Source organism: Catenovulum maritimum (genome assembly GCF_001050375.1).
GTDB lineage: Bacteria > Pseudomonadota > Gammaproteobacteria > Enterobacterales > Alteromonadaceae > Catenovulum > Catenovulum maritimum.
The window spans coordinates 98,313-112,849 of the sequence record NZ_KQ130484.1; the positions used below are offsets into that span (position 1 = coordinate 98,313).

General features: G+C 38.8%; 11 protein-coding genes. 4 read left to right on the top strand and 7 right to left on the bottom strand.

The features are described 5' to 3' along the window. The first annotated feature begins 119 nt into the window (after window positions 1-119). Window positions 120-1,940 (top strand): anaerobic ribonucleoside-triphosphate reductase, encoded by a 1,821-nt coding sequence (gene nrdD / locus XM47_RS04620; protein ID WP_048690275.1) that lies wholly within the window; start codon window positions 120-122, stop codon window positions 1,938-1,940. A gap of 15 nt (window positions 1,941-1,955) precedes the next feature. On the opposite strand, the gene pdxH is transcribed toward nrdD, so the two are convergent. After that, window positions 1,956-2,591, bottom strand: coding sequence for a pyridoxamine 5'-phosphate oxidase (gene pdxH, locus XM47_RS04625; RefSeq protein WP_048690277.1), 636 nt, complete (start codon window positions 2,589-2,591; stop codon window positions 1,956-1,958). Window positions 2,592-2,689: 98 nt separating this feature from the next. Here pdxH and nrdG point away from each other — a divergent pair, with 98 nt between their 5' ends. After that, complete coding sequence (gene nrdG / locus XM47_RS04630) at window positions 2,690-3,142, top strand: anaerobic ribonucleoside-triphosphate reductase activating protein (protein ID WP_048690279.1); 453 nt, start codon at window positions 2,690-2,692, stop codon at window positions 3,140-3,142. A gap of 253 nt (window positions 3,143-3,395) precedes the next feature. On the opposite strand, the gene XM47_RS04635 is transcribed toward nrdG, so the two are convergent. Further along, entirely contained in the window at window positions 3,396-6,137 is a 2,742-nt protein-coding gene (locus XM47_RS04635; RefSeq protein WP_245623418.1) for a DEAD/DEAH box helicase, read from the bottom strand. A 51-nt stretch (window positions 6,138-6,188) separates the two neighbouring features. After that, a complete protein-coding gene (locus XM47_RS04640) occupies window positions 6,189-6,887 on the bottom strand; it encodes an NUDIX domain-containing protein (protein WP_048690280.1) in 699 nt (232 codons plus the stop codon). Between the two features lie 216 nt (window positions 6,888-7,103). Here XM47_RS04640 and prs point away from each other — a divergent pair, with 216 nt between their 5' ends. Both prs and XM47_RS04650 read left to right on the top strand, forming a co-directional pair. Next, the gene (gene prs, locus XM47_RS04645; RefSeq protein ID WP_048690282.1) at window positions 7,104-7,979 is read left to right on the top strand and encodes a ribose-phosphate diphosphokinase; all 876 of its coding nucleotides are present in this window, start codon (window positions 7,104-7,106) and stop codon (window positions 7,977-7,979) included. Window positions 7,980-7,988: 9 nt separating this feature from the next. Continuing rightward, entirely contained in the window at window positions 7,989-9,629 is a 1,641-nt protein-coding gene (locus XM47_RS04650) for a nicotinate phosphoribosyltransferase (protein ID WP_048690284.1), read from the top strand. Window positions 9,630-10,231: 602 nt separating this feature from the next. Here XM47_RS04650 and XM47_RS04655 read toward each other — a convergent pair. From XM47_RS04655 to XM47_RS04670, 4 genes are all read right to left on the bottom strand, one after another. After that, a complete protein-coding gene (locus XM47_RS04655) occupies window positions 10,232-11,491 on the bottom strand; it encodes a hypothetical protein (RefSeq protein ID WP_048690286.1) in 1,260 nt (419 codons plus the stop codon). 80 nt (window positions 11,492-11,571) lie between these two features. Then, the gene (locus XM47_RS04660; protein WP_048690287.1) at window positions 11,572-12,513 is read right to left on the bottom strand and encodes a hypothetical protein; all 942 of its coding nucleotides are present in this window, start codon (window positions 12,511-12,513) and stop codon (window positions 11,572-11,574) included. Next, a complete protein-coding gene (locus tag XM47_RS04665) occupies window positions 12,510-13,472 on the bottom strand; it encodes a D-2-hydroxyacid dehydrogenase (protein ID WP_048690289.1) in 963 nt (320 codons plus the stop codon). The genes XM47_RS04660 and XM47_RS04665 overlap by 4 nt, the downstream gene beginning before the upstream one ends. Window positions 13,473-13,541: 69 nt before the next feature. Then, window positions 13,542-14,510 (bottom strand): SMP-30/gluconolactonase/LRE family protein, encoded by a 969-nt coding sequence (locus XM47_RS04670; protein ID WP_048690291.1) that lies wholly within the window; start codon window positions 14,508-14,510, stop codon window positions 13,542-13,544. Window positions 14,511-14,537: the final 27 nt, after the last annotated feature.

Consider the following 14,537-nt stretch of genomic DNA (forward strand, 5'->3'; position numbering starts at 1 on the left):
TAAAGCTAAATTGATTTACTGCTTGATGTGGGTCAAGTGAGATTCTGTTGTCGATTGTTGCTTACTAGATATAGTGATTAACTCTATAAAAAATACTATATCTAGTAATAGGGGCGCTAATGCAACATATATCACCATCACTGATCCAACATAAAACTCAATTTATTAAGCAATATGTGCAAGCAGAGAATGCGGCAGATGGCTCTAAATACGATGCTAATGCCAATGTAAATTGTAAGAATATTGCAACTCTAGAAAGCGAATTAAATAAGGACATCAATATAGCGGTAAATCGAGCATTATTGGTCGATAAAATTAATTCGGTCTTTGGCCAAGAGATGGCGGAGAGTTATCTTGCTGATTTAGAACAGCACTTAATATATTGTCATGATGAGAGCTCGCTCAAGCCTTACTGTGTTAGTTTAACCTTGTATCCATTGTTGCTGGATGGTTTAACTCAACTCGGTGGTGAATCTAAAGCGCCCAAGCACTTAGAGTCTTTCTGTGGCTCGTTTATTAATTTAGTCTTTGCAGTGAGTGCGCAATTTGCTGGGGCTGTGGCAACGGTCGAATTTTTAACTTATTTTGATTATTTTGCTCGTAAAGATTACGGTGAAAATTACCTAGAGCAGCATACGAAAACGATTATTGCGCACCTACAACATGTGGTTTATAGCTTAAATCAACCAGCTGCAGCACGTGGTTATCAGTCGGTTTTTTGGAATATAAGCTTGTTTTCTCGCACATTCGGCGAAGCCATGTTCGATAATTTTGTCTTTCCTTATGATGAATCTAGCTCCTCAAAGACAAGCAATCACTGCCCAGATTGGACAAGTATACAAGCATTACAGGCTTTTTTTATGACTTGGTTTAATCAAGAAAGAACCAAAGCATTGTTAACTTACCCTGTCGTGACAGCTGCTATGTTGACAAATAACGGCGAAGTTGCGGATACCGAATTTGCTGATTTTTGCGCGGACCAAAATGCCCAAGGCAATAGCTTTTTTGTTTATATGTCGGATAGTCCTGATTCGTTAGCTTCATGTTGCCGCTTAAGGAATGAAGTACAAGATAACACATTTTCTTATTCACTCGGAGCGGGTGGGGTTGCAACTGGCTCTATTAACGTAATGACGCTAAATATTAACCGTTTGACTCAATTAGGCTTAGATTTAACAGAGCAGGTTAATAAAATTCATTGTTATCAGGTCGCTTACCGACAGTTAATTGAAGACTATCAAGCACATGGTTTGATGCCTGTATATGACGCTGGCTTTATTCAACTAGATAAGCAATTTTTAACTATAGGTATAAATGGCATGGTTGAAGCTGCAGAGTCAGAAGGCATAGTCGCAGATAACAATGCGCGATACATAGATTTTGTCTCTGAAAAACTCCAAACCATATATCAGCAAAATAGACTGGCAAGTCGCAAGTGGGGTTATAAGTTCAACACAGAGTTTGTCCCAGCTGAGAATTTAGGGGTTAAAAATGCAAAATGGGATAAAGCCGATGGGTTAAAGGTTAATCGAGATTGCTACAACTCGTATTTTTATGCAGTTGAAGATGAAGATATTAATATGCTGGATAAGTTTATTTTACATGGCAAAAAGTTAAATCGATTTTTAGATGGCGGTTCAGCCTTGCATTTAAATTTGGATGATTATCCAGATAAAGCACAATACCTCAAAATTTATCAAATCGCCGCCAGAACAGGATGTAATTATTGGACAACTAACATCAAGGTGACAGTATGTAATGACTGTCATTACATTGATAAGAGAACAGAATATGCCTGCACTCAATGTGGTTCAAAACAGATAACTTGGGCAACCCGTGTTATTGGCTATTTAAAGAAGGTATCTAGCTTTAGTTCGCCTAGGCAGCAGGAACACAAGTTAAGGCATTATCATATACAGCCGGTGAAACGAGCAAGCTAACAAAAACAACAGAAGCTAGACTAAACGGCTAATTTTCCAACCTGTTTTAGCGCAAAGTTGGTAACAAAGACGATCGTGTAACCTAGCTTCACCACCTTGCCAAAATTCAAAATAATGGGGCTTGATGATATACCCGCCCCAGTTATCAGGCATAGGAATTTGTTGGTTTAAAAACTTTTGTTTCATGTATTGGTATTGGTGCTTTAGGTACTGTTTAGAATCTGCAATTAAGCTGGTTGAATTAACCCAAGCGGTAAGCTGACTATTTCTTGGTCGAGTTTGGAAATACAGCTTTGCAAAATGAGTTGGTATTGGTTCGGCTATGCCTTTAATTCGAACTTGCCTGTCTAATGCGAGCCAAGGAAATAGCACAGACACCTTATTACTAAAACGTATATCTTGCGCCTTCTCACTATTCAAACTAGTGAAAAAAGTTAAGCCAGTTTGATCTATTTGTTTGAGTAACACAACCCTAGCGCTTATTTCTAGTTCTGGGTTTAGAGTAGATAGCACCATAGCGTTTGCATCTTGAATCGGAAGTTCAATTGCTTGGTTTAACCAAGTGTCTAGTTGTTTTATCGGGTCAGGGGTGAGTTGGTTTTCGTTGAGTTGAGCAAATTGGTATTCACGCCTATCAGTAAATTGTTTCATCGAATTAGTCCAGCATTTAAGGTGTGGTTAAGGCTAACTAAGCCAACGATTTACTGTGTTGATATAGAATAATGACTTGCGTTTATATAGGAATTTTTATGTTTAATTATATATCGCCACCCCAGATTGTTTTGCAAGAAGTGCCAAGTGAAATCAGTTTATTATTCACTATTACAGGCTGTCGGTTAAATTGCCTTGGCTGCCATAGTCCAGAAATTCAAAATGCAAAATTTGGTACACCATTAAGCTGCGAGATATTTACTCAATGGATTGACAAATATCAGGCATTAATTAGTTGTGTCGTTTTTTTTGGTGGAGAGTGGCAGAGCCAAAGATTAATTGAGCTACTCAAAATTAGCCAAGGATATAAATTGAAAACCTGTTTATATACAGGCAAAGAAAAAGTAAGCCAAGCTATCATAGCACACTTGGATTACCTTAAATTGGGTCCTTGGGTTGAGAGTTTGGGCGGGTTGGAAAGCTCAAACACAAATCAACGCATGTTCAACGTTAAAACCGGTGAGTTACTTAATGTTAGATTTTTGCGATAAAGAGAGAGATTTTTCATGCTTTGATATCGCAAGGCGGCCAGTCATGTCAGTTAGCGATATTATTAATCAAACAAACAAGGAAGTAGATAATTGGCAATGAGTTTAAGTTATTGAAATGCTGCTTTTTAGGTGTAACTTTCTGCACCTTTCAATCTTATAGCGAGACCTCTACTAAACAGCTTCCTACTATGTGGCACGTAACTGGATTTTAGTTCTGGTATGCCCATGCTTGAGAAAGCAAGTATGGGCTAGATTATCTTTTATGATGCTCATTAATTTTTAACAGAGTGACAATTTTATTTAAACAGGCTGTAGGGTTAACCACCCATAATCCGTAGCTGATGGGCAATACATTGATTTTAGCGCGTTTAAGTAATTTGTAAGTATTCAGCTCAAAATAATCAGACCATGGTCCTGGGTAGCCTATTAAATCAAGTGCTAAATACTGGCCTTGATAACGGCACAATATATCGAGTTCGGTATTGGCCAGCATATATCCCGGCCACGTTTCAATGTCTAGTTTATTGAGTGCGGCTATTATTTCGGTTTGAAAGTGACCTAGTTGAGAGGCGACATGGTGTGTTGCGTTAAATTGATTAATGCTATTTAAATACTGCTTCAACAGGTTGCTTTCAGGCAGTTGCTGTTCATCTATCGACAAAAATAAAATTTGCTTTTGCTTAGCGCGAGTAATGGTTACATTAAATACATCGGGTTTGTTTAAATAGGCAGCCGCTCTTTTGGCTTGGTTATCAATCGCAAATGAGATCAACATAATATCGCGCTCTTCGCCTTGAAAGCCGAACGGGCTCGCTGCGCGTAATTTATGGTCATTGATCTGTTGTGGCGTAAATGCAGACTCGATCGCTTGTGCAATGAACTCAGCTTGATGTCTAAAAGGCGAGATAACGCCAATAGTGTGTTGGTGACCTGTGATTGAATCGTTGGCTATTTCCTCACGGATTGCATTTATAACCTGTTCAGTCTCAATTTGATTAACACCGGCTTTATTTCGTTCGCCCTCAACGCGTTGCACATGTAAAAAACCGGCTCGTGTGCAAGGGCGATGCTGCATAATTTTTAGTTTGTTTTGATAAAAGTGTTGATTACTAAAATGGATCAGCTCAGGTTTGCTTCTAAAATGTTCATCTAAAAAAGCCAGTTGGTCGGTACTGCTCAACGTGCCTAATGTTAAGTCGAGTATCGAGTTGTCGCGATAACTAACAATAGCATGATGGCTTGTTGAGACCGCATTTTTAACCATGAGTTGCGACTCTTTGCGTTTAGCTAAAAATGAATAATGGCGCAGCTGTTTGGTATCGCCTACGATCAAGGCGCGCTTAGCGCGATATAAAGCCGGTAAACAGCTGGCTATATTACATTGCGTGGCTTCATCAATAATGACTAAGTCGAACATTTCTGTTTTTAAGGGTAATACACGGTAAAGGCTGTTTAAGTTAACTAACCAAATAGGAAATGCCGACAACAAGGCCGGATATTCGATGTTATCGAACAATTCAAACTGCCTTTTTGATGTACGGCTTCTAATTGCTTTATTAAAAGCCTGCAAAGAAGAGCGATGATTGTCGACTAAGGTTTTTAAATTTTTATTTTTCAGTGCGCTTAAATATTGGCTCGCGAGTGTTTCACGTTGCGCGTGTTGCTTGTTTATTGCGTCTAATGCGTGCCATTGGTCCACTAGTTTGTTTATGCGACGATGAGCAAAAGTTAAATAAAGTTTATAAAGCCAAGGTGACTGTCGCTGTGCTAGTTTTTTTAGTCGCAGGCCTCTTTTTATGGCTTGTTTGCAAAAACGTAAAAATTGAGACTCAAGCGTTTTTAGCTGTTTGTTGATCGACTTTAATTGCGCTTCACAGGCATCAGGTTGTTGCTTTAACGTATCGTTAAAATAACCCGAAAGTAAATCGGCTAAGTAGTTTTTAAATTGCTTTAAAAATATTTTTTGCCCCGTACGAATAGACACGTCACTTAATGCAAAATTCTCATCTAGTTTTTGACCTATGACTTCTAATGCGGCATCGTTGTTTGCAACAATTAAAACTGACTCGCCCCGTGCCATATGCTCAGCGGCGATCGCAGCAATGGTATAACTTTTTCCGGTACCGGGTGGGCCCGATGCACACCCTAATGGCTCGTGTGCAGCAATTGAAATGAGTTTCTGCTGTGGTATAGACAGTAATCCTGGCAAATAATCATATTTTAATTTTTTTAGTGTGTTTATTGGCGGTTGGGGATTAATTAATTGGGCTAACGGTGCTGAAAATGATTGGCTTGTACTAATGGTTTCAAGCTCGTGTAATACGCCTCGACTACTGCTTGAACGTTCGATAAACACCAACATAGACACGGGGAGCAGTGATGCCACCTTTTTTTTGAGTGCCGTTTTTATACTATCTGCGTGTGAAAGTGTAGGGAAGTTAAGCAGCTCAAGTGTATCAATGTTTGTCTCGCTGTGCTTAAGTAGTGCAGTCCAAAATGTGGGCGAGCGTACATCGGCTTGATTCAACGCATTTACCACCTCTGGTTCGTTAGCTTGTTCTGCTAATAATATATCAACTAAGGCGCTATTGATTTCAGGTTCGTTTTGATCGATGGAGCAATAATAATAATCGTTATGGCCCCCATTATTGGCTAGGTTATGCTCATCGTGTTTATGAGTCAGGCTTGCGTCATTAAAAATCAAAGGCGAAACGACCGATTTTATTTCGCCTTTGATTTCTATTTTTCCGACAAATAAAAAGCTTACATATAACAAGACACGTTCGCGTTGATAGATGTCTATCCGTTTGTGCATGGGTTCGGCAAAATCACGAGGGATCGGTAATTGCGTTAAAAAACCACTGCCGAGATCGTCTTGCCCTGAGAGTATAAATCTGTCTTCAGCTTTTAGCTTATTCAAGTGCCATAAATTTAAATCGGCGCTGTCTTCTTTGTAACAATCACGGTAATAAGAAAACATATTTTGTTGTTTCAAGTCATCATCCTTTGCTTTTATTATTGTTTTGAATGTTCATTCACACCACATTCAAATAGATAGGTTACGCTCAAAATTGACGATATCAACACCCGGTTTTATTTTATAAACTTGTGCTAACCGGCCACCAGATTTGACTTTTTTATCAATGGTTTCAAACATATCTGAAGCCTCAATACGCCGAATGAGGGTTTTACGCTGTATGGTTTTTTCAATAATGGCTTCAATTACCTGCTTGAATTGTCCGATGGTAAAACACGGTGGTAAGCAATAAACCGGCGTCATTGAATACAAGGCTTTTTGTTGTAAACGTGTTTTAGCTTGTTGGATGATGTAGGCATGATCAAACGCAATCGACAGTGTGTTTAAGCTATTCACCTCAATCCATTTAACATCATCTACGGTTTCGATATGGGTTGATACGGCTTGCTCGGGTACTAACGCAAAATAGACTAAAGTGACACTAAAACCTCTTGGATCACGCTCGTGACCCGAGTAGCTTTCTAATTGCTCAAGGTAGAGAGGGCTGACATTTGTTTTTTCCTTTAATTTTCGTAATGCGGTTTGGTCAGTCGATGTGTCTTTATTAATATCAACAAAACCACCGGGTAAACCCCAATGGTCGATAAAGGGTTGGTTGGCTCGTTTAACCAGTAATACATTAAGTGCATTATTTTTGATAGTAAATAACACACTATCAACGGTAAAAAGTGGGTTTTGGTAGTCGTTGATATTATACGGTGTGGTCATTTGATGATGCTCAGTTGTTTAAACGGTTATTTACTTCATGTCTATACGACACATTTGATTCCGCTACATTAGTTTATTCATCATTTTATTTCAATACGCTTTAATGACGAAAAAAGTTTAATTGTGTCTTAGTGACACTTTTTCTTGACGTTCAAAAAAATGATTGCTAAAGTTTAATTGTGTCTTAGGGACACTAAAAAAGAAAAGGGGATTTAAATGCGTGTATATAGCCATCAAAGTAATCAAATAAAAAGTTTATTAAATTTTGAATGTTTCACATTTTCGGGCGGTGAGGAGCATATTCGTTTTGATGCAACTCAGTTGAACTCAATATTGGATAATTCGAATTGCGTTATTAAATTTGAAATTGTTGAACGATTAACTTGCTCAGCTAAATTGATTCGATTAATGCTGGCGGTTGATGCATTAAAGCGTTTAACACATAACAATGTACCTATTGAATTGGTTATTCCGTATTTTCCCTATGCGCGTCAAGATCGAGTGTGTGTTGAAGGTGAAGCGTTAGGGGCTGCGGTGATGGCAACATTTATTAATCAATTAAATTTTGCCAAAGTCACCATTTGGGACGCACACAGTGATGTAACCCCCGCGTTAATTAATAATGTGGTGAATGTACCGCAAGTTACTTTGTTAAAACAAAATGCACAATTGAGCGCGTTATTAAGCGCAGGCGAGTTGACTTTGATTTCGCCAGATGCTGGCGCGACTAAAAAAACCATGAAGATTGCCGAGTCATTTAACGGTGACCCCGACGTTGTTCAAGCACAAAAAGTACGCAATTTAAAAACGGGTGAAATTGACAAAACCGAAATTTTAGGTGATGTAAAAGGTAAAAAAGTACTCATAGCCGATGATATTTGCGATGGCGGGCGAACCTTTATTGAACTTGCAAAAGTGTTGAAAAATCAGGGTGCCTCTACGGTTTCATTGTTTATTACGCATGGCATATTTTCAAAAGGTTTAGGGGTATTTGAAGGATTAATTGATCACATTTACACCACTGACTCATTTAAAGCCAAGAATGAATTTGTTGTTGATTCAGCGATTAACTTAACCATTATTGAATTATAGGAGAAGGACATGACTATTATCGCCGCAAGTATGCAAAAAGATGTTTATAAAGAGTTTCATAGCCGCGCTTATCACCCTGATGTGAGTGAAGTTTATGCTAATTTTACTTCACGTAGTGGTAAGTTAAGTAATGTTGAAAATAACGATAAAGTGGCTTTTGTCGGATTACAGTATTTTATTAAGAGTTATTTACAAGACGAATGGGCTGCTTTTTTTAAGCAAGACAAAGCGAGTGCTGTCGCTAACCATAAACGCATAATGAGTGCCATGCTGGGTTATTCGGTAGATGTAAAATATTTAGAAGATTTGCATGATTTAGGCTATTTGCCACTTAAAATTAAAGCTTTACCAGAAGGAACGCTTGTACCTTATTTAGTCCCCCCTATGACGGTGGTCAACACCAAGGCGGGCTTTCAATGGTTAACAAATATGATAGAAACGGTATTAAGCTGCGAAAACTGGCCTATTCAAACCAGTACCACAACGTCGGTTGCTTATTTAAAAGTGTTCAAAGAGTTTGCCGCTAAAACCGGATTACCAAGTGATTTTGTACCATTTCAAGGGCATGACTTCAGTTTTAGAGGCATGTTTGGTAAGCAGGCTGCTGCGATGAGTGGTTTTGGCCATTTAGCTTCGGGGTTAGTCGGTACCGATACTATTCCAGCCGTTTTATTTGCTGAGCAGTATTACGGGGCTAATGTCGAGAATGAATTGGTTGGGTGCTCTGTAGATGCTACCGAGCATTCAGTAACGTGCTCTTGGATCCTGGAAGGTGAAATTGAGTTTTTTAAATATTTAATGGAAACCCAATCACCTAAAGGTATCTTGAGTGTTGTGTCAGATACATGGGATTTTTGGACGCTAGTCACTGATTATTTACCGCAGCTAAAAGAAACGATTATGCAGCGCGAAGGCACTTTGGTTATTCGACCTGATTCAGGCGACCCAGTGAAAATTTTAACCGGTTATACCTTAGATAATACAACGGATTTTAGCCATAATAAATCGCTGTTTCAAAATCAAATAAGTGCAGCAGAGTATGCTCGAGTTAACGGTTTTGAAGCCTATCGCTGGCAGGGGCAATATTTTGCTATAGATGCGGAATCATTAAACAGCGGCGGTAAAATTGAAAGTATTGAAGCGCACACTGTATTAATGCCGTGCGAAGTAAAGGGATTAATTGAATGTCTATGGGATATTTTTGGCGGAACCATAACCGATAAAGGTTTTAAATTATTGGATGAGCACATCGGTGCTATTTATGGCGATGCGATCACGTTGCAACGTCAACGTCAAATATTGCAACGTTTAATGGATAAAGGCTTTGCATCAAAAGTCGTGCTGGGCATTGGTTCATATAGCTATCAATATGTGACTCGTGACACACATGGTTCGGCTGTTAAAGCCACCAGTGTGGTAAAAAATAATCAACGCTTAGCTATTTTTAAAGATCCTAAAACCGACACTAAGAAAAAGTCAGCTAAAGGTTTACTTAAAATAGAGCGTGTTAACGGAGAGTTAACGTTATTTGATAACGTGAGCGAGCAAGAGGAGCAGGCGGGATTGTTAGAAGTCGTATTTGAAAATGGCCAGTTACTTAAAGAGACTACGTTAGCAGACATCCGAGCGTTGATTGCTCAGCAAATTTGAGCATCAACGGGGGGAATTTTATAGCCCGCTTAAATTAAGTTGTCTCATTGTAAAATGATTTAGGAGAATTGCTCAGTTTGTATCTGACAGTTATCGGTTTTGAAGCGGCAACTGTCAGAACGTTCTTTGAAGATTATTTCTTAATCGTATTAATGAAACGTGCGGCTTCGGCGGTTTAATTTTTTCTGCCTTGTTTTCTTTAATCCACGACTGAGGGATGCAGCCTGTTTCATATTATTTCCCATAATATAGTAATCATTGATTAGTTTAGTGGGGGGAACGCTTTTGCTTTAATAAATGATGTTTCACTGGCAAATCCCTCTAAGCTTTCGACACCAAAGGGCGGAACAACTTCGAATCCTCCATCACTAATGCCTATCCACTTATTTATATCTTGAGGTCCAATGTATAATACCAATCCATCCTAATTATTGCTCAATTTTAAGGGTTAAAAAGCACGTAAACTGCGTTATGAATTTTGCTATTAGTTTACTAGTAGCGGCAATTCATGCCTTGTTAGCGCACTTTTTTCTACGTAAAATATAGATCAAAAGTTTAGGTGAACTGGTATAACTCGAATACATACGGTGTTATTTCACCGCTTAGTCTAAACAAAACGTTTCCGTATCGCTTACTAATTCTGGTTGCGGTGAGTTAATGACAGAGTAAATTAGACCTGTGTTTATGTCTTCGATAATTAGGATATAAGGGCGCCAGTGGGTATCAAAGGTTTGCCAGTTGCCACAAAGTGAAATTTTAAACACAATAGTTTCAGTCGTAATATTACTCGATAGCGTGGTGTCCGCATCTGCGACATATTTTAGAGCAGAATAATGGTGTGAGTTGGTTTGTGTTAATGATAAAACGCCGTCATCAGCAAAATTTATTGCGCTAGCTTGTGAGGTTTCTAACTTAAATTTCTCGAGCGTATTTATCGCTGAAAAGTCTTGCCCCTCTGGATCGAAAATTTCAGATATGTCTTGTTGCGCAAGCCAAGCCGAAAAGTCAATGGAAGTTAGCACGTGATCAAAATATGGAATAATAGCGCTAGTGAGTTCTGTTTTTTCTACTTGTTTAAATTGACTCAGCAGGCTTGAAAAATTATTCATCACATAGCTAGTTTGGCTAAATACGGGCTGAATAAAATGTAGTTGATAAGTCCCGCTTGGTTCCATTATGCTCAGGTAATCTGCGTATTCATTTGATGCAGCTTCTATTTGACCGCTAACCTTTATGGCATTTGCATATTGAAGTGCAGAGTCGCTACTCGATTGATAATGTATAGTTTCAATAGCTGTGACTGCTAATGAAATATCCAATTGCCAATGATAGTTCGCGTTTAGGCGCCAGAGGTTTGAGGTTAAATCGATTGATTTAGCAGCAAAATTTGCTTGGTAATATTTTTGATACTTGTGTAGTAAACTTTTATTAAGTAACCAATTAGAGGCAACATCTATTTGTAAACTTGAAGTTGGGGTCGCTTTTTCTTGGTGGCAAATTACATCATGCCAGTCATAATCGGTTGTAAATTCAACTAAATCAATTTTTGCTAATTCTGCTAGGGAATGGTTTTTAGCCGTTAAGCTAATTAAGCTTGCATTGTATAAATTAGCGAAAGCATTATATACCTCATGCTCGTTAATTTTAGATGCTTGATTCAGTGTATGTTGATTGAGTTGAGCTATTTTATCGGTCCAATCAAATATTTCATCCTGTCTACATATCGCAGAGTTAGAGTTCGTTTTAGATGACTCAAATGACGAAATGCTAGTTGTTTCTGTATCTTCTATGTTATCTGTAAAGCTGAGGTCACATCCTGTTAGCGTCAAGGACAATACTGCAATCTTGAGTAATACTTTCATTTTTATATTAATTCCTTTAAAACCGATTTTTTAATATTGAATCGTTCACTATTCCCATCAGTTTGAGTATTTTGCTAGGCTCATAAATCTATACTTGCAAGATAGATAGCACACTTTCTATTGCTATGTTGCGAGTAGTAGCTGACGTAAAGTTTACCCTGTTTTTCTATCATAGCAGGATAACTATTATCACCAGCGGATTCTAGCTCGAGTAGAGGAATTAATTTTTTATTATCGAGATCGAGTTCAAATATCCAAGTTGTTAATTGTTTTTTGAGTCTATTTGCTATCCAGCGTCTTCCGGCCACAATGATTTTTCCATTGCTTAATCTGAGCATGGCGGGGCCACCCACATATTCAGCTAGGTCGTACCATTGCCAATTTTGATAGCCTAATTTTGCAATGCCGAGTTGGGCGCTAAAGCTATCAGCATCACGGCGTAAAATACAAATGGCGGTGCCATCCTCTGTGAATAGAATATCGCTTTCGTTTGGGTAGCCTTTTCCATGACTGGATAAGCTAAATAGAGGATCTTTTACTTTATGAAAGCTTGCCAGCGGGTCGCCTTGATATAAATGAACTGTGTTTTGGCTACGATTATAAGCAATGGCTAAGCCTGTATTTTGATAAAAGCGATAGCGCCAAAGCCACCAGTTATTTTCACCGAGCACTTTAGGTTGAGACCATGAAATCGCTGTTGTTGAAAAGCTGACACAGTTTTCATTGGCTATGCATTGCCCTGCTGGCGTAAAGCGTTTTCTATAATAGGTTAGGAGTAATTTTCCACTAGGATGTATCGTGAGCTTAGGATCGCGCAAGTCGGCTAAATGATAGCTTTCGGTTGAAATAAGCTGCCAGTTTTCAAGATCATCCGATACTAAAATTCGAACGATGCCATCTTTACTTACATGATTTGTCGCTTGTCGGAAACAGCAAAAATAGCGGCCTTGGTATTCAACAAGATCGGTAAAGGCATTGTGTTGGTTGTTTTGCCAAATCGATTGTGTAGATATGAGTTTCATGGCTCTAGACCTATTCTATTTCTTGGCTCATTGGCAATAAAAGCTTGAATGTTGTTAGCGATTTCATCGATTAATACCTGTCTTGCTTCTTGACTCGCCCAAGCTGTATGCGGCGTGATAATTAGGTTTGGTAATTTATTTTTAATTAAAATATGCTCATGAGGAGCTGGTTCAACAGATAAACCATCTAATAAAGCCGCTTGTATTTGCTGTTTTGATAAAGCGTTATATAGCGCTTCTTCGTTAATTAAACCACCGCGAGCGGTGTTGACTAAAATGCAACTTGGTTTTAGTTGTTGGAAAAACTCTGTATTAATAAAGTTTGCATTTTCTGCCGTGAGTGGACAATGCAAACTGATGATATCGGCTTGGGCTAGTACAGTCTTGTATTCTGTTCTATCTGGTCGTAAATCAGTCGCGTTTTCACGCTCGGCAATCAGTACTTTCATCCCAAAAGCTTTGGCGATTTCAGCAACTTTTTGGCCTGATGCTCCGTAGCCAATAATACCTAGGGTTTTACCTGCTAATTCAAAGATCGGGAAGTCGAGTAAACAGAAAAATTGGCTGCGTTGCCAAGTACCATCAACACTTGCTTGGTGATACTGTTTTATTTGGTTTGCCCAGCTTAAGAGTAATGCAAATACGTGTTGTGCAACAGTATTTGTCGCGTAATTCGTGACATTACACACGACTACTTGGTGCTTTTCACAAGCCGTTAAGTCAATAATATTGTAGCCAGTAGCCGCTACGCAGATAAGTTTTAAATTGGGTGCTAGTTTGAGTCTGTCTTCATTTATTACGACTTTATTGGTAATGATGACTTCAATATCGGCTAAAATGGCTTCTGAGTTTTGTTCAAACTCGGCTTTAGTGTATCGAGCAAAGTCTCCAGTTACTTGTTGTATCTGACTAAAATCGACATCACCGACAGTATCCACATCTAAAAAAGCACACTTCATAATAGGCTCAACTTCAAATTTATATTTCCAATTGTCTTGGATATCTAAGGTATAAGCCTGATTGTAACGTTAAAAGTACCAGTGTGCAGGTTTTACGCCGTTAAATTCGGTATCGAGTTGATAAATTTGTTGGTCTAACAAACAGCCGAGCAAAATTTGATTGAGCTTTTCGCCGGCAAAGGCTAACGAAGAGATGTTTTTGAGTGGTGCAGGGTTATTATCTAGGTGTGGTCGACCCATGATTTCGGTTTGAAATGCAATTTCTGTTTTATTGATATGTTGGTCGTTACTTATTTCGAGCATGATTTCTTGCTCGCCATCAGGCGTAATTTTTATCACTCGATTGCTAACAATACTGGTTACCCAAAAATTGCCTTGAACATCTCGAGTGAGGCCATCCGGAAAGGTGCCAGCGCCAAATTTAGTAACTAGGCTTTGATTGGATAAGTCGCCGTTATTATGTATGTTATATTTGAGTAATTCTCGGCTAAAGGTCGCGTTGACATATAATTCTGTTCCCTCTGGATTAACCCAGCATTCATTGGTATAGCCAATGCCTTCAGCGACGACTCTCGCGCCGCTTTGATCCACTAGTATAATAAAACCATCGTTACAGCTAGCTTTATAGGCGTCGGCTCTCGGTAGGATCTGAGTACTAACGGTTATCCAAATTCGCCCTTGGTGATCAAGGTAAACAAAATTACTCGGAGGCAAGGGCTTACCATTTATCTCAAGCAGAAAAGGGGTGATTCTATTGTCTCGAGTTAATTTGAAAATGCCGCCTTTGTCTTGCCCTAAATGGGCAATTAAAAAGCTACCATCAGCTAACATGGCAAAGCCATTGGTTTGCAGAACCCCAAAACCTGGGTATTCACCGCCATAGAACGCTTGGCTGCCATTTGACTTGATTTGTGTGACACCGCCTCCAAAATCCGAGACGTAAACTTCTCCCTTAGCGTTGGTTAGCACACATTCGGGTCTGGTTAGCTGAACGCCAATTCTTTTGATTGCTTGGTTAAATTGGTTAATTTCGCTCATCCGATTATCTCTTGGTATTTACTTGAA

What these genes read in the sequence shown, in the direction of transcription:
- nrdD (WP_048690275.1), top strand. Translation starts at nt 120, where the DNA reads ATGCAACATATATCACCATCACTGATCCAACATAAAACTCAATTTATT.
- pdxH (WP_048690277.1), bottom strand. Translation starts at nt 2,591, where the DNA reads ATGAAACAATTTACTGATAGGCGTGAATACCAATTTGCTCAACTCAAC.
- nrdG (WP_048690279.1), top strand. Translation starts at nt 2,690, where the DNA reads ATGTTTAATTATATATCGCCACCCCAGATTGTTTTGCAAGAAGTGCCA.
- XM47_RS04640 (WP_048690280.1), bottom strand. Translation starts at nt 6,887, where the DNA reads ATGACCACACCGTATAATATCAACGACTACCAAAACCCACTTTTTACC.
- prs (WP_048690282.1), top strand. Translation starts at nt 7,104, where the DNA reads ATGCGTGTATATAGCCATCAAAGTAATCAAATAAAAAGTTTATTAAAT.
- XM47_RS04650 (WP_048690284.1), top strand. Translation starts at nt 7,989, where the DNA reads ATGACTATTATCGCCGCAAGTATGCAAAAAGATGTTTATAAAGAGTTT.
- XM47_RS04655 (WP_048690286.1), bottom strand. Translation starts at nt 11,491, where the DNA reads ATGAAAGTATTACTCAAGATTGCAGTATTGTCCTTGACGCTAACAGGA.
- XM47_RS04660 (WP_048690287.1), bottom strand. Translation starts at nt 12,513, where the DNA reads ATGAAACTCATATCTACACAATCGATTTGGCAAAACAACCAACACAAT.
- XM47_RS04665 (WP_048690289.1), bottom strand. Translation starts at nt 13,472, where the DNA reads ATGAAGTGTGCTTTTTTAGATGTGGATACTGTCGGTGATGTCGATTTT.
- XM47_RS04670 (WP_048690291.1), bottom strand. Translation starts at nt 14,510, where the DNA reads ATGAGCGAAATTAACCAATTTAACCAAGCAATCAAAAGAATTGGCGTT.